Origin of the sequence: Pantoea sp. NPDC088449 (genome assembly GCF_044753225.1) — a bacterium.
Taxonomy (GTDB): domain Bacteria; phylum Pseudomonadota; class Gammaproteobacteria; order Enterobacterales; family Enterobacteriaceae; genus Pantoea; species Pantoea floridensis.
This window is the reverse complement of record NZ_JBIVMT010000001.1, coordinates 969,342-989,169: the sequence shown is the minus strand read 5'-3', so window position 1 is coordinate 989,169 and position 19,828 is coordinate 969,342. Positions and strand designations below refer to the sequence as shown.

At 55.4% G+C, this 19,828-nt stretch carries 16 protein-coding genes; 7 read left to right on the top strand and 9 right to left on the bottom strand.

What is annotated here, in order from left to right; all coding sequences use genetic code 11:
• The first annotated feature begins 174 nt into the window (after positions 1-174).
• The 3 genes from malX to add all read left to right on the top strand — a co-directional run bounded on the left by malX (position 175) and on the right by add (position 4,056).
• Positions 175-1,761 carry a maltose/glucose-specific PTS transporter subunit IIBC gene (malX, locus tag ACIP6T_RS04750; RefSeq protein ID WP_097094051.1) on the top strand — a complete coding sequence of 529 codons (1,587 nt, stop codon included), beginning with the start codon at positions 175-177 and terminating at the stop codon, positions 1,759-1,761.
• Positions 1,761-2,939: a MalY/PatB family protein gene (locus ACIP6T_RS04745; protein WP_400455635.1), complete on the top strand. Its 1,179-nt coding sequence runs from the start codon at positions 1,761-1,763 to the stop codon at positions 2,937-2,939. Before malX ends, ACIP6T_RS04745 begins: the two co-directional genes overlap by 1 nt.
• A gap of 118 nt (positions 2,940-3,057) precedes the next feature.
• Complete coding sequence (gene add / locus ACIP6T_RS04740; protein WP_400455634.1) at positions 3,058-4,056, top strand: adenosine deaminase; 999 nt, start codon at positions 3,058-3,060, stop codon at positions 4,054-4,056.
• A gap of 142 nt (positions 4,057-4,198) precedes the next feature.
• Here the strand turns inward: add and ACIP6T_RS04735 are convergent, their stop codons facing one another.
• From ACIP6T_RS04735 to ACIP6T_RS04715, 5 genes are all read right to left on the bottom strand, one after another.
• On the bottom strand, positions 4,199-5,239 hold the full coding sequence (locus ACIP6T_RS04735) for an oxidoreductase (RefSeq protein WP_400455632.1): 1,041 nt from the start codon (positions 5,237-5,239) through the stop codon (positions 4,199-4,201).
• Positions 5,240-5,316: 77 nt separating this feature from the next.
• Complete coding sequence (gene araC / locus ACIP6T_RS04730; protein WP_345826789.1) at positions 5,317-6,234, bottom strand: arabinose operon transcriptional regulator AraC; 918 nt, start codon at positions 6,232-6,234, stop codon at positions 5,317-5,319.
• A gap of 66 nt (positions 6,235-6,300) precedes the next feature.
• Complete coding sequence (gene araH, locus ACIP6T_RS04725) at positions 6,301-7,287, bottom strand: L-arabinose ABC transporter permease AraH (RefSeq protein ID WP_400455630.1); 987 nt, start codon at positions 7,285-7,287, stop codon at positions 6,301-6,303.
• A 17-nt stretch (positions 7,288-7,304) separates the two neighbouring features.
• The gene (gene araG / locus ACIP6T_RS04720; RefSeq protein ID WP_097094057.1) at positions 7,305-8,825 is read right to left on the bottom strand and encodes an L-arabinose ABC transporter ATP-binding protein AraG; all 1,521 of its coding nucleotides are present in this window, start codon (positions 8,823-8,825) and stop codon (positions 7,305-7,307) included.
• Positions 8,826-8,916: 91 nt separating this feature from the next.
• Positions 8,917-9,900 carry an arabinose ABC transporter substrate-binding protein gene (locus ACIP6T_RS04715; RefSeq protein WP_097094058.1) on the bottom strand — a complete coding sequence of 328 codons (984 nt, stop codon included), beginning with the start codon at positions 9,898-9,900 and terminating at the stop codon, positions 8,917-8,919.
• A gap of 365 nt (positions 9,901-10,265) precedes the next feature.
• Here ACIP6T_RS04715 and ACIP6T_RS04710 point away from each other — a divergent pair, with 365 nt between their 5' ends.
• Positions 10,266-11,951, top strand: coding sequence for a ribulokinase (locus ACIP6T_RS04710; RefSeq protein ID WP_400455628.1), 1,686 nt, complete (start codon positions 10,266-10,268; stop codon positions 11,949-11,951).
• 12 nt (positions 11,952-11,963) lie between these two features.
• A complete protein-coding gene (gene araA, locus ACIP6T_RS04705) occupies positions 11,964-13,466 on the top strand; it encodes an L-arabinose isomerase (RefSeq protein WP_400455625.1) in 1,503 nt (500 codons plus the stop codon).
• A 345-nt stretch (positions 13,467-13,811) separates the two neighbouring features.
• On the opposite strand, the gene yjfF is transcribed toward araA, so the two are convergent.
• Genes yjfF through ytfQ form a run of 4 tightly spaced genes read right to left on the bottom strand, consistent with a single transcriptional unit; the run spans position 13,812 to position 18,337 of the window.
• Positions 13,812-14,798 carry a galactofuranose ABC transporter, permease protein YjfF gene (yjfF, locus tag ACIP6T_RS04700; RefSeq protein WP_400455622.1) on the bottom strand — a complete coding sequence of 329 codons (987 nt, stop codon included), beginning with the start codon at positions 14,796-14,798 and terminating at the stop codon, positions 13,812-13,814.
• A complete protein-coding gene (ytfT, locus tag ACIP6T_RS04695; protein WP_097094062.1) occupies positions 14,795-15,811 on the bottom strand; it encodes a galactofuranose ABC transporter, ATP-binding protein YtfT in 1,017 nt (338 codons plus the stop codon). The genes yjfF and ytfT overlap by 4 nt, the downstream gene beginning before the upstream one ends.
• Entirely contained in the window at positions 15,804-17,324 is a 1,521-nt protein-coding gene (locus ACIP6T_RS04690) for a sugar ABC transporter ATP-binding protein (RefSeq protein ID WP_345826793.1), read from the bottom strand. Before ACIP6T_RS04690 ends, ytfT begins: the two co-directional genes overlap by 8 nt.
• A gap of 56 nt (positions 17,325-17,380) precedes the next feature.
• On the bottom strand, positions 17,381-18,337 hold the full coding sequence (ytfQ, locus tag ACIP6T_RS04685) for a galactofuranose ABC transporter, galactofuranose-binding protein YtfQ (RefSeq protein WP_097094064.1): 957 nt from the start codon (positions 18,335-18,337) through the stop codon (positions 17,381-17,383).
• A gap of 674 nt (positions 18,338-19,011) precedes the next feature.
• On the opposite strand from ytfQ, the gene ydgT reads away from it, so the two are divergent.
• Positions 19,012-19,227 (top strand): transcription modulator YdgT, encoded by a 216-nt coding sequence (ydgT, locus tag ACIP6T_RS04680; protein WP_097094065.1) that lies wholly within the window; start codon positions 19,012-19,014, stop codon positions 19,225-19,227.
• A gap of 109 nt (positions 19,228-19,336) precedes the next feature.
• Positions 19,337-19,783 carry a DUF2569 domain-containing protein gene (locus tag ACIP6T_RS04675; protein WP_345826795.1) on the top strand — a complete coding sequence of 149 codons (447 nt, stop codon included), beginning with the start codon at positions 19,337-19,339 and terminating at the stop codon, positions 19,781-19,783.
• The last annotated feature ends 45 nt before the right edge of the window (positions 19,784-19,828 follow it).

Sequence of the window (19,828 nt, the reverse complement as noted above, 5' to 3'; positions counted from 1 at the left end):
AGCGTTCCGTTACCAACGTCCAGATACAAAGGGCTAAAACGTTACACTGATTTCATCAAAAATAAAGTCTGCAATTAGTCACTCTTTGTGATTATAGCCACAAAAATAAGTGATAAAACGTTTTATCATCCTTGACCACATTGAACACCTTCCTTTTTATTGCCAGGAGAGAATATGCCCGCTAGCCGTCCTAAAATGTCGCTTTGGGAGTTTTTCCAAAGTCTGGGTAAAACCTTTATGTTGCCCGTCGCCCTGCTGTCGTTCTGCGGCATTCTGTTAGGGATCGGCAGTTCACTCAGCAGCCACGACGTACTCACGCTGATCCCACTGCTCGATCAGCCGCTGCTGCAGTACCTGTTTATCTGGCTGGCGAAGATCGGTTCTTTTGCCTTCAGCTACCTGCCAGTGATGTTTGCTATCGCGATTCCTCTGGGCATGGCGCGTGAGAACAAAGGCGTCGCGGCATTTGCCGGCTTTGTCGGATATGCGGTGCTGAACCTGAGCATCAATTTCTGGCTCAACATCAATGGCATTCTGCCCACCACCGATGCGGCCGTGCTGAAAGCCAATAACGTCCAAAACATCCTTGGCATCCAATCGATAGATACCGGTATTCTCGGTGCGGTGATTGTTGGCATCGTGGTGTTCTGGCTGCACGAACGTTTCCATAACATTCGCCTGCCGGATGCGCTGGCGTTCTTTGGCGGGACGCGCTTTGTCCCGATCGTCACGGCGATGGCCATGGGCGTGCTGGGCTTAGTGGTGCCGCTGATTTGGCCTTTCTTTGCGCGCGCCATTACCGGCCTTGGCTGGGTGATCAACAGCGCCGGTGAATTTGGCCCGATGATCTTCGGTACCGGTGAACGTCTGCTGCTGCCGTTTGGCTTACAACATATTCTGGTGGCGATCATTCGCTTTACCGATGCTGGCGGCACGCTGGATGTGTGCGGCAAAAGCGTCAGCGGCGCATTAACTATTTTCCAGGCGCAGCTTGCTTGTGCGGACACGCACGGCTTTGCCGAGAGCGCCACACGCTTCCTGTCGCAGGGTAAAATGCCGGCCTTCCTCGGTGGCTTGCCGGGCGCAGCCTTGGCGATGTATCACTGCGCACGCCCTGAAAATCGCCACAAGATTAAAGGCCTGCTGATTTCCGGCGTGGTGGCTTGCGTAGTAGGCGGTACCACGGAACCCCTCGAATTCCTGTTCCTGTTTGTCGCGCCAGTGCTGTATCTCATCCACGCGCTGCTGACTGGCTTAGGCTTTACCGTCATGGCGATACTCGGCGTCACCATCGGTAATACCGACGGTAACGTGATCGACTTCTTCGTCTTTGGTGTGCTGCATGGTCTCTCGACTAAATGGTATTGGGTGCCAGTGATTGCTGCGGTGTGGTTTGTGGGTTATTACGCCATCTTCCGTTTTGCAATCAGTCACTTCAACATCAAAACGCCGGGCCGCGAAGTTGAAACTAACAGCGTTGCACAGCAGGTTAGCCGTGCGAGCGTAGGTAAATCTGGCTTTAATACGCCGGCGATTCTGTCAGCGTTGGGCGGCGTGGAGAACATCGCCTCGCTGGATAACTGCCTGACGCGCCTGCGTTTGACCGTCGTCGATATGAGCAAAGTGGATGACGCAGCGTTGAAAGCTAACGGCGCGATTGGCGTGGTGCACGTTAATCAAACTAACCTGCAAGTGGTGATGGGGCCGCAGGTGCAGTCGGTGAAAGACGAGATGGCGCACCTGATGAGCGCAACGGTGTAATGATGCAGGATTTCGATTTTAATCACGTGGTCGATCGCCACGGCAGCTGGTGTACGCAGTGGGATTTCGTCGCCGACCGCTTCGGCGTGGCGGACTTACTGCCCTTCACTATCTCCGATATGGATTTCGCCACCGCCCCGTGCATTGTTGCGGCGCTCCAGCAGCGACTCGAGCATGGCGTGTTCGGGTACAGCCGCTGGCAGCACGCTGATTTTCTCTCCGCACTTCAGCACTGGATGCGCAGCCGTTTTCATACTGAAGTCCCGGCAGAATCATTCGTTTATGGTCCGTCAGTGATTTATATGGTGGCGCAGCTGCTGCGCCACTGGACGCAGACCGACGATGAAGTGCTGATCCACACGCCCGCCTACGATGCGTTTTACAACACCATCAACGGCAATCAGCGTCACGTGCTGGAACTGCCGCTGCAGCATCACGGTAACCAATGGGTTTGTGACATGGCACAGCTGGAAACGCTGCTGGCACGCCCGCGCTGCAAAGTGATGCTGCTTTGCAGTCCACATAATCCAACAGGAAAAGTGTGGCAATTGCAGGAGTTGCAGCAGATGGCGGCGCTGTGCGAACGGCATGGCGTCAAGGTTATCAGCGATGAAATCCATATGGATATGGTGCTAAGTGATATGCCGCATACGCCATGGAGCCAGGTGGCAACTTCCGATTGGGCGCTGTTTACCTCGGCTTCCAAGAGCTTCAATATTCCGGCGCTGACCGGCGCGTGGGGCATCATTCCCAACGAGCACGATCGTCAGGTATGGTTTCGCGCGTTGAAGCAACAAGACGGCCTCTCCTCGCCGGCGGTGATGGCGATCGCGGCAACCATCGCCGCCTATCGTGATGGCGCACCGTGGCTGGATGCGTTGCGCGCTTACCTGCGCGGCAATATGCAACATATCGCCCTGCGCCTGAATGCTGAGTTTCCGCAGCTCAACTGGCAGCCGCCCGCTGCCACTTACCTGGCGTGGATCGATCTTAATCCGCTGGACGTTGATGAACAGGCGCTGCAACAGCGCCTGATACAGCAACACAAAGTAGCGATCATGCCTGGTTCGACTTACGGTACGGCGAGTCGCGGTTACCTGCGTCTCAACGCCGGTTGCCCGCGCAGCAAACTCGATGATGGGTTGGATCGGCTGATCGCCGGGTTAACATCGTTCTAAAATGCCACGGATGCTGATTAATTCAGCATCCGTTTTACTGTTTGCGCAAATCACTGGCGCTGTTGCGCAAGATGTTTTTATAATCCTCTGCACTTTATGAAACTTAAGCGAGTGCGCCATGATTGATCTTAAACTCCCCCTCACCGACATTCACCGCCACCTTGATGGCAATATCCGCGCACAAACCATTCTCGATTTAGGTCGCCAGTATAATCTCGCGCTGCCCGCCGATTCACTCGATGCATTGCGTCCGCACGTGCAGGTTACCGCCAATGAGCCGGACCTGGTGAGCTTCCTGCAGAAACTGGATTGGGGCGTGAAAGTGCTGGGCGATCTTGATGCCTGCCGTCGCATTGCGCTGGAAAACGTCGAGGATGCGGCGCGTGCCGGTATTCATTATGCGGAACTGCGCTTCTCTCCAGGCTATATGGCGATGACGCACAACCTGCCGATTGCCGGCGTGGTTGAAGCGGTAATTGACGGCGTGCGTGCCGGTATTGAGCAATACGGTGTCGATGTGCGCCTGACGGGCATCATGAGCCGTACGTTTGGCGAAGAAGCCTGCCTGCGTGAGCTGGAAGGTTTACTGGCGCATCGCGATGGCATCACTGCGGTCGATTTGGCAGGCGACGAGCTTGGCTTCCCGGGCAGCGAATTCTTAAGCCACTTTAATCGTGCACGCGATGCCGGTTTCCGCATTACCGTGCATGCCGGTGAAGCGGCGGGCCCGGAGAGTATCTGGCAGGCGATTCGTGAACTGGGTGCAGAACGTATTGGTCACGGCGTTAAAGCGATTGAAGATCGCGCGTTGATGGATTTTCTCGCCGAGCAACGTATTGGGATTGAATCTTGCCTGACGTCGAATATTCAAACCAGCACGGTGTCGTCGTTGAACAACCATCCGCTGAAAACCTTCCTGAAACACGGCATTCTCGCCACCATTAACACTGACGATCCGGCCGTTCAGGGCGTTGAGTTGGCACATGAATATGAAGTGGCGGCGCCGCAGGCAGGATTAACCGCTGAAGAGATACGTCAGGCGCAGGACAATGGCGTGACCATCGCGTTCCTGAACGATGCAGAGAAAGCAGCGCTGCGTGCGCGCGTGGCGGGCTAAAACATTCCCTCTCCCGCATGCGGGAGAGGGTTAGGGTGAGGGATAAAGCGCACGGAGTCTTCTTTCCCTCACCCCGGCCCTCTCCCAAAGGGAGAGGGAGTAAAGCGAGTATCAGCGCTCCCAACGGAAAGGTAGTAAGCGATTACCGCAACGACATCGTCTGGCGCTTCTCGGCAGACTGCAAGCCCAGCTCGATCAACTCCATCACCTGAATCGCCTCTTCCGCCTGCACCGGATTGGCACCGATACCCGCAATCGCATCGCGAATGCCTGCATAGTACGCCGGATAGTTGCCTGGCAGCGTTAGCAACTCTTTTTCGACCATCACATCGCCTTCCGCCAGCGTCAGCGTGCCGTTGCGCATGTCATAGCCCCAATCTTCCTGCGGCGGCCGTTCACCTGCTTTCAGACGATCTTCCTGCGGGTCAAGACCATATTTAACGTAGCTGCCGCGCGTGCCGTGTACCACGAAGCGCGCAGATTCTGCCGCCACCAGCATGCTGGCATGCAGCACCACGCGGCGGGAGGGATAGGTCAGCACTGCATGGAAGTAATCGGTGGTTTGTGCGCCTGGACGCAGCTCCGCCATATCCACATTGATAGCCACCGGCGTTCCGAACAGCTGCAAAGCCTGATCCAGCACGTGCGGTCCAAGATCGAACCAGATACCGCTGCCCGCACCTTTCATTTCGCGCCAGCGCTGACGCACTTCCGGACGGAAGCGGTCAAAGTGGGATTCAAAGTAGCGTACTTCGCCCAGCGTTCCCTCGTTAAGCAGATTTTTCAGCGTCAGGAAATCACTGTCCCAGCGGCGGTTATGGAATACTGATAGCAGCAGACCTTTGGCCTTTGCCAGCGCATCCAGTTCGCGAGCTTGTGACAACGTCACGGTAAAGGGTTTATCGACCACCACATGTTTACCGGCGTTCAGCGCCGCTTTGGCTAACGGGAAATGGGTGTCATTCGGGGTGGGAATAACAATCAGGTGCAGTGTCGGGTCATCCAGCAGCGCTTGTGGATCGGATACCACCTGCACTGAAGGCCAGTCTGCATGCACTTTGCTGGCATCGCTGCTTGAGATCGCCGCCAGCTCAACATCCGGCGTACCGGCGATCAAGGGTGCATGAAAGGTTTTGCTGGCAAAACCGTAGCCAATCAGGCCGACACGTAATTTATCGCTCATTCTCATTCCTCTTGTTCGTTACCAGACTGATTTAAGACGAATCAGTCTATAAGAACAAGGCGGAATCACCTGAAAACTCAGGAAATAGCACTCCGTGCGGATTGCCAGCTCTCATGCGCCACTAAAGCATCCTGCGCATCCTGACTGCGGCGGCGGAAATCACTGGGGCTAACACCCACGCGTTTGCGGAACACGCGCGAGAAATAGAGTTGGTCATCGTACCCCACTTCACGCCCCACCGAGGCAATCGGTTCCTGGGTGGTTTGCAGCAGCAGCTTGGCGCGGATCACGCGCTGGTCCTCACGCCAGCGCAGCAGATTAATCCCCATCTGCTCACGGAACAGGTGTGCCAGACGTGACGGCGATAAACAGACGTGGCGCGCCACCTCTTCAATCTTCACCTCGCCCGCCAGATGATTGGTGACGTACTGACAGGCTTCAATCACGCGCGGATCGCGAATTTGCTGATGGCTGCGCGGATCCTCTTCCACTGCACGCAGCAGCAAACGCTCCAGCAGATTCATCGCCAACTCTTCGGCGAAACGACGTCCGGAGTTGTGCGTCTGTTCGATACTGGCAAACAGGCGATCAAACTCGGCGCGCTGAGCTTCCGACAAACGTAACCGCCCGACGCCCTGACTTTCATCCTGCCACTGCAGCCAATCCGTCCAGTAAGCGCGTGGACGGAAATAGACCCAGCGATGGAACCAGCATGGGCTATCCGGCGCGCGGCCATAATAGTGCGGTGTTTTCGGTTGAAACAGCAGCAAATCACCGGGTTCACAATCGAAAGCCGATTCACCATCGAACACGCGGCCCTGGCCCTTGATCGTCAGGTTCAGAATGTAGCCTTTCATGCCGTGCGGACGGTCAATAAAGAAATCCAGCGCGTCGTTGGCGTTAATCGGCGTCAATCCCGCCACCAGCCAGGCGTTAAAGGGATAACCCGGCAATAAGGGATTCTGCTGCTCACTCGGGGGTTCACGATGGTACATAGTGCCCTCACTTTTCGCGTGAAATGCGCTGAGCGCGCCCTAGATGAGGCGCTCAGCCGGGGATTATCAGGCGGTTTTGTTTTTCTGTTTGTAACGGTCAAAAATCACCGCCGCTAACAGTATCAAACCGCGCACCACATACTGTGAGAATGGCGAGATATTCAATAAATTCATCGCATTCTCAACCGTACCGAGAATCAGCACCCCCGCCACCACGTAAGAAATTTTGCCGATGCCGCCTTTCAGCGAGACGCCGCCCAGCACGCAGGCCGAGATGACGATCAACTCATAACCGAGTGAGGTCATCGGCTGGCCGCTGGTCATGCGTGAAGCCAGAATGATCCCCGCCGCCGCCGACACCAGGCCGGACAGGATAAAGATAATGATGCGCGTACGCACCACCGGCACGCCCGCCAGACGGGCAGCCTCCTCGTTGCCACCTATCGCCAGCGTATTACGACCAAACGTTGTTTTATTCAGCAGGAAGCCAAACAGCACCATGGTCGCAATTGTAAGCCAGATGGGCGCGGGCACGCCGAGCCAGTTGGCGTAGCCCAGCGTAAAGAAGCGCTCATCTTCGATTCCCACCGCTTTACCGTCGGAGAAAATGTAGGCCAGGCCGCGCACAATCTGCATGGTCGCCAACGTGGTGATTAAGGCGTTGATTTTCAGTCGGGCGATAACAAAACCGTTGATAAAACCGGTGGCCATGCCCAGCAATAAACCGGCTGCCACGCCAATCCACAGGCTTTCGGTCATGTTGATCACCACGGCGGTGACCACACCGGCGCAGGCGATCACTGAAGCCACAGACAGATCAAAGTCACCAGATGCCAGGCAAAACAGCATGCCGCATGCCACCATGCCGGACATCGACATCGCCAGGCCGAGCCCTTTCATGTTGATGATTGAACCAAAGTTCGGCACAAAAATGGCACAGACGATAAACAGCAGCGCGAACACCACCAGCATGCCGAAGTTGTCCCAAATTCGCCCCAGCTGCAAGCCATTGCGCTGTACCGGTGGCGTGTTGGAAGTGGTAGATGAAGCCATTATTGCTCTCCTTTACATCAGGCCACGGCGGCCGCTTGAGGGGTTTTCGGCATCGCCAGGCTCAGCGTCAGCTGCTCTGTGGCGGTATCGTGTGGCAATTCACCGGCAATTTCGCCTTCGCGCATCACCAGAATGCGGTCGGCCAGGCCCATCACCTCGGGCAGATCGCTGGAGGCAAACAGCACCGCAATCCCCTTCTTCGCCAGCTGATAAATCAAGTTGTAGATTTCGTGTTTGGCACCGACATCAATGCCGCGCGTCGGCTCATCCAGCAGAATCACGTTCATCTCTTCCGACAGCCAACGCCCCAGAATCGCCTTCTGCTGGTTGCCGCCGGAGAGGTTCATGATCAGCTGCTGCGGACCGGGCGTTTTGATGTTGAGCGAACGAATATGGATATCCGCGTTTTTCGCTTCCCAGCCCGGTTTAATCAGGCAGCCGGCGGTGAGATTGTGGCGACGCGCGCTGATGTTGATGTTATCGCGCACCGAATGCACCGGAATGATGCCTTCCGATTTGCGGTCTTCCGGGCACAGCATAATGCCGGCGCGGATCGCATCTATCGGCTGGCGAATATTGAGCTTTTTGCCATCCAGCGTCACCGTGCCGCCACGCAGTTTGGTGGCACCAAATAGCCCTTTCATTAGCTCGCTGCGTCCCGCGCCGACCAGACCAAACAGACCGACAATTTCACCCGCACGCACCGTCAGCGAAATCGGCATACGCACGCCTTTCGCCTCAACATTGTCCAGCTGCAGCCGCACCGGCCCCAATTCACGCGGCGCGTAACCATAAATATCCCCGAGATTGCGTCCCACCATCGCCTGTACCAGATCATCGTGATGGGTGTTTTTCATGTCGGTGAATGTGCGCACGTAGCGGCCATCTTTGAACACGGTTATGGCATCGCTAAGGGCAAAAATCTCCTCCATGCGGTGCGAGACATACAGCACGGTGCGGCCCTGCTCGCGCAGCTGGCGGATCACGCGAAACAGATGGTCGATTTCGCGCGCTGACAGCGAACTGGTGGGTTCATCAAAAGCGATGATGCGTGCATTACGCGCCAGTGCTTTAGCGATTTCCACCATCTGCCACTGACCCAGCGACAGGTATTTCAGCGGCATATCCGGGTCAATATTCATCCCCAGATTTTGCAGCTGTAACCCGGCTTCATAGCGCAGCAGTTTACGATTCACCAGCCCACGCTTGTGTGGCAGCTGGCCAAGATAGATGTTCTCGGCCACGCTCATTTCCGGCACCAGATGCAGCTCCTGGTAAATGATGGCAACGCCGGCATCCAGCGCATCCACCGTATTGTTGAAGCTCTTCGGCTGGCCTTTGATGCGAATTTCACCGCCGCTCGGCTGATAGCTGCCGCTGAGGATCTTTAACAGTGTCGATTTACCGGCACCGTTTTCCCCCATCAGCGCGTGCACTTCACCGGCGCGGCAGCTGAATGAGATGTCCTGCAGCGCTTTCACGCCCGGGAAGGTCTTGCTAATGCCATGAAACGAAAGAAATTCAGAATCTAAGTTCATGGTTACTCCTCAGTCATTGGCCGAGGTGCGCATAAATGCGCACCCTACAAAACCGCATCGTAGGGTCGCCATTAATGGCGACCGCTGATGCTTACTTCAGCCCTTTCTTATCCAGTTCGGCTTTGAAGTTATCGCGGGTAATCAGCACCACATCGGTGACTTCGGTGAACTTCGGCGGTTCCTGGTCTTTGGTGACCCAGTTGTAGAGCATTTCGCTGCTCTTATAACCGTGCACGTCCGGGCTTGGCAGCAGCGAGCCGTAGAAACCGGTGGCGGACCCTTTTGACAGCTCACTCACCGCATCCACGCCGTTGATGCCGATACCGATGACGTCCGGCGCTTTAAAGCCCTGACCTTCAGTCGCACGCACGCCACCCAGCACGGTGTTGTCGTTCATGCCGAGAATCAGCCAGTGTTTCACTTCCGGATGCTGCACCAGCAGCGAGTTACCGGCGTCAAACGCGCCTGGGATATCGTTGGATTTGGTCGGCACCTGATAGATCTGCTTTTCCGGGAAACCGGCGGCCTTCAGGGCGTCCATTGAACCGCTGGTACGACGACGCGCGGTGTCGAGCTCATTAGCCGTGATCGCCATCACGCCGGTCTCTTTCACATCCCAACCGCGTTTCTGCATCTCTTTGTAGAGTTCTTGTCCCTGGCGCTCACCAATTTTGGTCGCCGCCATCATCACTAACGGAACGGTATCCATTGGTTTGCCTTTGGCGGTGACGAACTGGTCGTCAACGGCAATCACTTTCAGACCATAACCGCGCGCTTTGGCGACAATCGCCGAACCCAGCTTAGGATCAGGCGTACAGATAACGAAGCCTTTCGCGCCGCTGGCGGCGAGGCTATCGATGGCGTTGAGGGTTTTCTCGCCGTCAGGCACCGCAATTTTGATCACTTCAAAGCCAAGATCCTTGCCCGCTTTATCAGCGAATTTCCATTCGGTCTGGAACCAGGGTTCCTCCGGTTGCTTAACGAGAAAACCGAGCTTCATGGTCTCGGCAATAGCGGATTGTGACATAACCGCGGCAAGACCAACCGCCGCCAGCGCTTTAGTGAATTTATGCATGATGCTCTCCGGCACAATGGTGTTTTTGGCTGTTATTAACCAATCGGTGTAAACGCTACCAATCAAACTTACTTGTAGGGCAAGGCTGAAAATCAGTGCGTTAGCGCAACGGTTGTGCAAAGGCTGCGCAAACGCTGGGCTAGTTGTAGCGGGAATGGAAAGGAAAAATGTAGAGCGGTATCACATCCCAAAACGATGACAAAATCCTCCATATATTCAGCGAATTTAACCGGCCATTAACTTTTGCTATGGATCACACAACCTTACCGATGACAGAAAAGTGCATATTCTCAGCCGCTGGTGACTAACCGCTAATTGCCCCCCATTCCAGGATAGAGCCAGATAACTCACACAGGAGAATCCCAATGGGTGCTGGCACCATAACAATTGGGCTGGATTTTGGCAGTGACTCGGTGCGCGCGTTGGCCGTGGATTGCCACAGCGGTAAAGAGCTGGAAAAAGCCGTCGTGAATTACGCACGCTGGGCCAGGGGGGAATTCTGCGATCCCCATAGCAACCGCTTTCGCCATCATCCGCAGGACTACATTGATGCGCTGGAACAGGCGATTGTGGCGGTGGTGAAGGCGTTAACACCGGAGCAGCGCGCTGCGGTTGTCGGCATCGGCGTCGATTCCACTGGCTCCACACCGGCACCGATCGATCGCGATGGCAACGTGCTGGCGCTGCGTCCTGAGTTCGCCAGCAATCCAAATGCGATGTTTGTGCTGTGGAAAGATCACACCGCGATTGAGGAAGCCGAAGAGATCAATCAGCTGTGTCGCAGCGGTCGTTTCAACGATTACACCCGCTATATTGGCGGCGTGTATTCGTCGGAGTGGTTCTGGGCCAAGATACTGCACGTGTCGCGCGCGGATGCTACGGTGCGAGATGCGGCAGTGTCTTGGGTGGAACTGTGTGATTGGGTTCCCGCGTTGTTGAGCGGCACCACCGCACCGGCACAACTGCGGCGTGGACGCTGCGCCGCCGGGCACAAATCGCTATGGCATCCGGAATGGCAAGGCCTGCCGCCGGCTGACTTCTTCAACGCGCTCGATCCGATCCTGAACAATAAGCTCGACTCCCCGCTTTTCACTGAAACCTGGACCGCCGATATCCCGGTCGGCACGCTGAGCCGCGAGTGGGCGCAGCGTCTCGGCTTATCCGAACAGGTGGTGTTGTCGGGCGGCGCCTTTGACTGCCATATGGGTGCGGTTGGTGCTGGCGCACAGCCTTATACGTTGGTGAAGGTGATTGGTACCTCAACCTGCGACATCTTGATTGCCGACAGCGACACCGTCGGCGACCGCGCCATTAAAGGCATTTGCGGCCAGGTAGATGGCAGCGTGGTGCCGGGCGCGATCGGCTGTGAAGCCGGTCAATCAGCATTTGGTGATATTTATGCCTGGTTCAACCGCCTGCTGGGCTGGCCGTTGCAACAGGCCGCGCAGCAGCATCCGGAAATGCAGCCGCAGCTGGCCGCATTGCAAAAGGATCTGATCCACAATCTCACGGAAGCCTGGGCCGCTAATCCTCAGCTTAATCACCTGCCAGTGGTGCTGGACTGGTTCAACGGTCGTCGCACGCCGGATGCCAATCAGCGCTTAAAAGGTGTGATCACCGATCTCAATCTCGGTACCGATGCGCCTGCGCTGTTTGGTGGCCTTATCGCCGCCACCGCTTTTGGCGCGCGCGCCATTATGGAGTGTTTCGAGCAGCAGCAGATTCCGGTGCAGAGCATCCTGACGCTCGGCGGCATTGCACGCAAATCCCCCGCCATCATGCAGGCCTGCTGCGACGTAATGAACCGGCCGCTGGATATCGTCGCCTCTGACGAATGTTGCGCGCTGGGTGCCGCCATTTTTGCCGCCGTTGCTGCTGGCGTATATGCCGATGTACCTGCTGCGCAACAGGTAATGGCAAGTCCAATCGACGTGACGCTACAACCCAACGCCGAGCGCGTTGTGGTTTATCAGCGCCTTTATCAACGTTATCAACACTGGTGCCAGGCCGCTGAACCGCAGTATGCCGCACGCACCGCATCCGCTCAGTAAAGGAGAGATTTAATGGAACAGCACAACGCACAACAGGTGTGGTTTGTTATTGGCACGCAGCACCTTTACGGCGCGGAAACCTTGCGTCAGGTGGAGCAACACGCTCGCCAGGTGATGGAAGGATTAAATCAGGCTGGAACCTTACCGGTGCCGCTGGTGCTGAAGCCGCTGGTGAAATCACCCGACGAAGCGCTGGCCTTGTGCCGTGATGCTAATCACGACAATCAGTGCGTCGGCATCATTACCTGGCTGCACACCTTTTCTCCGGCCAAAATGTGGATTGGCGGCCTGAGCATCCTGAATAAGCCGCTGCTGCAATTCCATACCCAGTTCAACGCAGAAATTCCGTGGGACAGCATGGATATGGACTTTATGAACCTCAACCAAACCGCACACGGCGGCCGTGAATTCGGCTTTATCGGCGCGCGCATGGGTTTGCAGCACAGCGTGGTGACCGGCCACTGGCAGGATAAAACCAGCCAGCAGCGCATTGGACGCTGGATCAATGCTGCACTGGCGAAACAGGCCAGCCAGCAGCTGAAAGTGGCCCGCTTCGGTGACAACATGCGTGAAGTGGCGGTGACCGAAGGCGATAAAGTGGCGGCGCAGATTCAGTTCGGCTACTCGGTGAACGGCTGGGGCGTCGGTGATTTGGTCGAGGTGGTGAACAGCGTCAGCGATGGCGACGTCAACACGCTGATCGACGAATATGAGAGCCAATATCGCTTTAGCGAGGTGGCCGCGGTCAACGGGGATAAACGTCAAAACGTGCTGGATGCGGCGCGCATCGAACTGGGACTGAAGCGCTTCCTTGAAGCCGAAGGCTGCAAAGCCTTCACCACCAACTTCCAGACGTTGCATGGCATGACGCAGCTGCCGGGTTTAGCGGTGCAGCGCCTGATGGGCCAGGGCTATGGTTTTGCCGGTGAAGGCGACTGGAAAACTGCCGCGCTGCTGCGCATCCTCAAGGTACAAGCGGGCGCACGTGCGGGCGGGACCTCCTTTATGGAGGATTACACCTATCACTTCTCACCGGGCAACGATTTGGTATTGGGCTCGCACATGCTGGAAGTGTGCCCGTCTATCGCCACAGAGGAGAAGCCGCTGATTGATGTGCAGTTCCTCGGTATTGGCGCTAAAGCCGACCCGGCGCGCATGATTTTCTCTACGCCGGCAGGACGCGCGGTGAATGCCAGTGTGATCGATCTCGGCGATCGTTTCCGTTTGCTGGTGAATGTGGTGGATGCCATCGAACAGCCAAAACCGCTGCCAAAACTGCCGGTGGCGCGTGCGCTGTGGCGTGCGCAGCCGTCGCTGGCCACCGCCTCCGAAGCCTGGATTCTGGCCGGCGGCGCGCACCACACGGTGTTTAGCCAGGCGCTGGATTTGGATGATATGTATCTTTACGGCGAGCTGAACGGCATTGAAGTCGTGGTGATTGATGAAGAAACGCGTTTGCCGGCCTTTAAAGATGCGCTGCGCTGGAACGAGGCGTATTACCGCTTAGCGCGTTGAAGTGAAATGGATTAACCAAGGCCGCGATGATTCGCGGCCTTTTTTATCGGTGTTGGTCGCCATGAATGGCGCCCCTACAAAAGTCGATCCGGAGTTCTGTAGGGTGCGCATTTATGCGCACCAGGTGTAAACAGCAATGAAATAGTCCACAAGGCCGGCAAAGGCCAGCCCGAAGAGCAAAGCGTCCGAGCCAGGGATGGCGAGGCCGATCTGCATGGATGCAGGGTTTCTTTGCGATCGGGCTGGCCTTTCCTGGCCGGAGCACCCAATCCCACAGCCACAAGGCAAACCAGGTGGCCATAAATAGCCACCCTACGATGTTTCAGAAACAATGGAGTTTAGTACTTAAGAGATTACACGCTTAACCGGCGCGTTCTGCTGGCGATCCCACATCACGGTCAGCAGACGTTGCAGCGCGATAAAAGCGAACAGTAGAATGCCGATGGCGATCTTGGTCCACCACGAACTCAGGGTGCCGTCGAAGTTAATCCAGGTCTGAATCAATCCCTGAATCAATACGCCGAATAGCGTGCCCAACACCGTGCCCACGCCGCCAGACAGCAAGGTGCCGCCAATCACTACCGAGGCAATGGCATCCAACTCGACGCCTAATCCCGCTAACGCATAACCCGCCGAGGTATAGATAGAGAATACAATGCCCGCCAGCGTCGCCAGCGTGGTCGATAACATATAAATCTTAATGGTGGTCGCGCGGGTTGAAACGCCCATCAGCTGCGCCGAGGTCAGACTGCCGCCAATTGCGTACACCTGATTACCAAAGCGCGTGCGGTGCGCCAGAATAATGCCGCCGATCACCACTATCAGCATAATCACCGCCAGCAAACTGAGTCGGCCGCCGCCCGGTATCTTCCATGCCAGACTCGACAGCGTGGTATAGAGCGGATGATCGATGGGAATCGAATTCTCCGACACCAGATAGCTACAGCCGCGCAGGAAAAACATCCCCGCCAGCGTAATGATAAAGGCCGGGATTTTCAGCGCATCAATCAGCCAGCCCATCATCGCGCCAAACAGTGCGCCCATCGCCAATACCAATGCAAACGCCAGCAGCGGATCGAGATGGTAATCGCCAATCACCCGCGCCAGGAACACCCCGCTAAAGGCAATCACCGCGCCCACCGATAAATCAATGCCGCCGGACAAAATCACGAAGGTCATCCCCACGGCAATAATCCCGAGGAAGGCGTTATCAGTGAGGATGTTGCAAATCACGCGCGTCGAGGCGAAACCGGGGAATTGACTGAGGCAGAATAGATAACCCGCGACAAACACCAGCAGCGTGATCATTAAAGGCAGATGACGTTTAATCATTTCGGGCGTCTCCGTTTTAACATGGCAATAAAGCGAGGCGACTGCAGCAACAGCACGCACATCACCACCACCGCTTTCACCACCTGATTGAGTTCAGGCTGGAAGCCGGACAGTAGAATGCCGGTGTTCATTGATTGAATAATCAGCGCACCAATCAGCGACAGCACCAGATTAAACCGTCCACCCATCAGCGAGGCGCCGCCAATTACCACCGCCAGAATCGCATCCAGCTCCAGCCACAAACCGGCGTTATTAGCATCGGCACCGCGAATATCCGCCGCGACAATCATCCCCGCAACTGCCGCACACACGCCGCTGATAACATAGGTTGACATCACCACCAGCCAGCCATTGACGCCCGCATTACGTGCCGCGCGCAGATTGATGCCCACCGCTTCGATAAACAGCCCAAGTGCGGTTTTGCGCGTCAGCAGCCATACCAGCAACGCCACCAGCAGCGTAATCCACACCGGCACCGGCAGTAGCCACAGCGAACCGCTGCCGAACCACGCCAGGCTATCGCTATTAAAGGTGACAATTTGACCTTGGGTAATCAGCTGCGCCACACCGCGCCCCGCCACCATCAAAATCAGCGTGGCAACAAACGGCTGAATTTTGAGGAGCGCCACCAGTACGCCATTCCACAAACCACACGCCAGACCCGTGCCGAGCGTGGCCAGAATAATAAAGGGCAGACTGTGTCCCGCGACGGTTAAGGTCGCCGCCGTGGCCCCGGCTATCGCCATCACCGCACCCACGGACAAATCGATGCCGCCGGTGGCAATCACCAGCGTCATGCCAATGGCCAACAGCGCAACCGGCGCAGCACGATTGAGGATATCAATCGGACTACCGAACAGGCGCCCGTCCTGTATATGGATGGCAAAAAAGTTATTCGCCACCAGGCTATCCACCAGCAGCACCAGAATTAACGCAATAATCTGCGGCATCCCAGGCGGCAGCTTCGGCTTACGCCGTACGGGTTTTTCATGTGTCATAGGGGATTCAAGCATGTTGTGCTCCTCCATCGGCGATGGCATTGACGATGGATGCCACCGACAGCTGCTCTAGCGGGATTTCAGCCACCTGCTTCAAATCACGCATGATCAATACGCGATCGGCATAGCCCACCAGCTCTTCGAGTTCAGAGGAGATAACCAGTAGCGCCAGTCCGTCGGCGCATAAGGTCTCAATTAAGCGAATGATCTCAGCGTGCGCGCCCACATCAATGCCGCGCGTCGGCTCGTCGAGGATCAGGAATTGGGGTTTGGTTACCAGCCAGCGCGACAGCAGCACTTTCTGCTGATTGCCGCCGGACAGCAGCTCAACCGGCTGATCGGCATGCGGCGTGCGAATACCCAGACTTTTAATAAAGCGTTCAGCAATCTCCTGCTGCTCACGGCGTTTGATTGGCCGTAGCCAGCCGCGCTGCGCCTGCAGCGCCAGAATGATGTTTTCGCGTACCGAGGCAGCGCCGATAATGCCGTCAGTTTTACGATCTTCCGGGCAGAAGCCCATGCCGAGGCGTGATGCTTTCGCCGGTGTGCGAATGTTTTGCACCTTGCCTTTAATGGTCGCGGTGCCGCGATCGGCACGGCGAATGCCAAACAGTACTTCCGCCGTTTCGGTACGACCTGAACCCAGCAAACCGGCCAAACCCACCACTTCGCCGGGCCGCACCTGTAAATTGAACGGTTCGATGGTGCCCTTCTTGCCATAATCTTCAAACGAAACGATTGGCTGGTTGCTGCGCAGCGTACTGCCCTGACGCTGTAAGGCGGTTTCCAGCAGCTCGCGGCCCAGCATCAGTTTGATCAGTTCAATCTGCGGCAGCGTGGCGGTATCCCGGGTGGCAATAAACTGCCCGTTGCGCAGCACGGTGATGCGATCGGTTATGCGGTAAACCTGGTCGAGAAAATGGGTGACAAAAATCAGGCTCATCCCTTTGGCTTTAAGCTGCGCCATCAGGGTAAACAGCATTTCAACTTCGCTGGCGTCAAGGCTGGCGGTTGGCTCATCCAGAATCAGTACCTGCGCAGAGAGATCCACCGCGCGACAAATCGCAATGATTTGCTGCATCGCTACCGAGTAGTGGCCGAGTGGGCGCGTCACATCGAGCGCAAAACCGTAATTGCGCATTAACGTATCCGCATCACGTACCATGCGTTTACGGTCGATCATGCCAAAACGGCGCGGTTCACGGCCAATATATAAATTATCCGCCACCGACATGTTCGGCAGCAGATTCACTTCCTGGTAAACGGTGCCGATGCCCATTTCCTGCGCATCGGCGGTATTGTGTGGCGTAATCGCCTTGCCATTGAGCGTGACTGTGCCGGCATCACGCGTATAGACGCCGGTCAGCACTTTGATCAGCGTGGATTTGCCCGCGCCGTTTTCGCCCAGCAATGCCATGATCTCGCCTTTGCGAATGCTGAACGAAACATTATCCAGCGCTTTCACGCCGGGAAAACCTTTGCTGACGCCGCTGATGGTCAGCAGTGCGGTTTCATCGGAGGTGCTCATCAGGTTCTACCTCGCCTTACGTCATCAAAAACCGCCCCGCAGGGCGGTTGCGGGGATCAGTAACCCATGCCTTTTTTGGTATCGAGCTGCGCCTGCGCGGAGTCGGGCAGATACAGTTTCGATTCGGTTTTGATGATTTTTGGCGGCAGCGTGCCGTCTTTCTTGAATTTCTCCAGGGCGTCAAAGGCCGGCCCCGCCATGTTTGGCGTTAACTCCACGTTGGCATTGGCTTCACCAGCCAACATCGCTTTATAGATATCCGGTACGCCATCAATCGAGCCGGTAAGGATATCTTTGCCTGGCTTCAGGCCCGCTTCTTTAATTGCCTGAATGGCGCCGATGGCCATGTCATCGTTATGTGCGTAAACCATGCAAATATTTTTGCCGTTGTTTTCCGCCTTAATAAAACTCTCCATCACCTCTTTACCCTTACTGCGGGTAAAGTCTCCCGACTGCGAGCGAATCACTTTGATGTTGTTGTGGCCGGCGATGGCTTCGGCAAAGCCTTTCTTACGGTCAATCGCCACGCTGGCGCCAACCGTGCCTTGCAGCTCAACGACATTACATTTTTTGTCAGCAACGGTTTTCACCAGCCAGTCGCCAATCAACTTGCCTTCCAGCACGTTGTCCGCGGTGACCACCGCCATGTAGAGGGACTTGTCTTTCACCACGATAGCGCGGTCTAACAGGAACACCGGGATCTTGGCGTCTTTCGCTTCTTCGAGCACCGGTTCCCATCCCGTTTGCACCACGGGCGCAATGAAGATGGCATCGACACCCTGTGCAATGAAGGAGCGTACCGCTTTGATCTGGTTCTCCTGCTTCTGCTGACCATCAGCGATTTTCAAGGTGATACCGCGCTTCTGCGCTTCACTTTTCGCCACGTTGGTTTCCGCTGAACGCCAGCCAGATTCCGAGCCAACCTGTGAGAAGCCCACCGTCATATCAGCGGCAAGCACCGACGTACTCAGTGCCGAGCTCACCATGGCGGTTAAGAGTAAACGTTTCCACATAATTTCATTCCTCTGAAGGGAGTGTGCTGTAGGGGTACAAAACGCGAATTAAGCCTGGCCTAAAAGCGCGTAAACAAGCGCGACATACCTCACAAATCAGAGTGAATTAAAGGAGTTACGCGAATGGGTATAACTTATAAAGTCTAATCGTTATGGACAAAACGACTGGTGCTCAACGCTTCAGTCGTTAAATAAATGTAATAAACAGAATCGGTTATGCAGCAAAGTACTGGAAACGATTACAGCGAATACGTAAAGAATGGTTGTGGGCAGAACCCGCGAGGAATTATGAGATTTGTGATTATTCGCACAGATTGTGAATGACAGTTTCATTGCGTGTTCATGATTTTGCCAACCTGCTCGGAATAAATAACGAATTACCCGGCGACATTAGAGGAAAATACTATTATAGAGACGCACAAATAGCGGCCTTGATTAACAGGCCAATTATGGTGAGTTTTTCTCACAACCCCGGGTATCGCGCGTTTTAATTTGCCTGATATCGCGCAATAAATGCGCGTTAAAAAAGTTAAAAGGTCACAAAAGTGTCCTTTCATGAGCGAATTAGCGCATGTTGTCTGAATTTTGTATTTTTTTATAAGCAGCGTATGGACTCTGGCCGCCCGCTCCCTATACTTGGGCACTTCCGAGTACTTTATTTTTAAATGGCAATCATGACTGCATTAGATTACCTGCTGAAATTCCGTAAGGTGAATAATCTCGATAGTCTGGAAAAGCTCTATGACCATCTCAATTATTCGCTGACTGATGATAATGAGATCATCAATATGTATCGTGCGGCTGACCATCGACGTGCCGAATTGGTTTCAGGCGGTCGTTTGTACGATCTTGGACGCGTGCCTAAAACTGTATGGCGCTACGTGATTTAATTGATTCCCCCTCTCTTTATCTGCGCTTTTGCGTTGTCCAGGTCGGGCGTGTCCCGTTTGGACATGATACGCTCTGCATCGCCCTCTTTTCGCAAACAGGATCTTTGAGATGATCAAACAAGTGAATCCGCCACGTATTGCTGGCTGGCTGCTGCTGCCGCTGGCGTGGCTGATTATGACCATGCTCACCAGTGCGCTTGTCGTGGCGATGTATTTGAGCCCGCTATTTAATACCGAATTGCGTACTACGCTGTTTTCACACGGCGGCACGCTGCTGACGCAATGGTCCATTTCGTTGCTCACCGCTGCTGTCGTCTGGCTTTACAGCATTTGGGTGTGCTGGATTTTCTGTAAACGTTCGCAACGATTACCCCGCCATTACATCCTGTGGTTGCTGATGACCGTGCTGCTGGCGCTAAAAACCTTCGCGTTTACTCCGGTTGCGGACAGTAAAGCGATTCAGACATTGCTGTTGTCGCTGCTGGCTGCGGCAGTGTTTGTGCCCTATTTCAAACGCTCGCAACGCGTAAAACAGACGTTTATCCAGCCCGAATGACGCCAGTTTCGTCAGCAATTTAATTCTGAGTGCTCTCAACGACCA

Coding starts and splice junctions, on each gene's coding strand:
- malX (WP_097094051.1), top strand. CDS start 175: ATGCCCGCTAGCCGTCCTAAAATGTCGCTTTGGGAGTTTTTCCAAAGT.
- ACIP6T_RS04745 (WP_400455635.1), top strand. CDS start 1,761: ATGATGCAGGATTTCGATTTTAATCACGTGGTCGATCGCCACGGCAGC.
- add (WP_400455634.1), top strand. CDS start 3,058: ATGATTGATCTTAAACTCCCCCTCACCGACATTCACCGCCACCTTGAT.
- ACIP6T_RS04735 (WP_400455632.1), bottom strand. CDS start 5,239: ATGAGCGATAAATTACGTGTCGGCCTGATTGGCTACGGTTTTGCCAGC.
- araC (WP_345826789.1), bottom strand. CDS start 6,234: ATGTACCATCGTGAACCCCCGAGTGAGCAGCAGAATCCCTTATTGCCG.
- araH (WP_400455630.1), bottom strand. CDS start 7,287: ATGGCTTCATCTACCACTTCCAACACGCCACCGGTACAGCGCAATGGC.
- araG (WP_097094057.1), bottom strand. CDS start 8,825: ATGAACTTAGATTCTGAATTTCTTTCGTTTCATGGCATTAGCAAGACC.
- ACIP6T_RS04715 (WP_097094058.1), bottom strand. CDS start 9,900: ATGCATAAATTCACTAAAGCGCTGGCGGCGGTTGGTCTTGCCGCGGTT.
- ACIP6T_RS04710 (WP_400455628.1), top strand. CDS start 10,266: ATGGGTGCTGGCACCATAACAATTGGGCTGGATTTTGGCAGTGACTCG.
- araA (WP_400455625.1), top strand. CDS start 11,964: ATGGAACAGCACAACGCACAACAGGTGTGGTTTGTTATTGGCACGCAG.
- yjfF (WP_400455622.1), bottom strand. CDS start 14,798: ATGATTAAACGTCATCTGCCTTTAATGATCACGCTGCTGGTGTTTGTC.
- ytfT (WP_097094062.1), bottom strand. CDS start 15,811: ATGCTTGAATCCCCTATGACACATGAAAAACCCGTACGGCGTAAGCCG.
- ACIP6T_RS04690 (WP_345826793.1), bottom strand. CDS start 17,324: ATGAGCACCTCCGATGAAACCGCACTGCTGACCATCAGCGGCGTCAGC.
- ytfQ (WP_097094064.1), bottom strand. CDS start 18,337: ATGTGGAAACGTTTACTCTTAACCGCCATGGTGAGCTCGGCACTGAGT.
- ydgT (WP_097094065.1), top strand. CDS start 19,012: ATGACTGCATTAGATTACCTGCTGAAATTCCGTAAGGTGAATAATCTC.
- ACIP6T_RS04675 (WP_345826795.1), top strand. CDS start 19,337: ATGATCAAACAAGTGAATCCGCCACGTATTGCTGGCTGGCTGCTGCTG.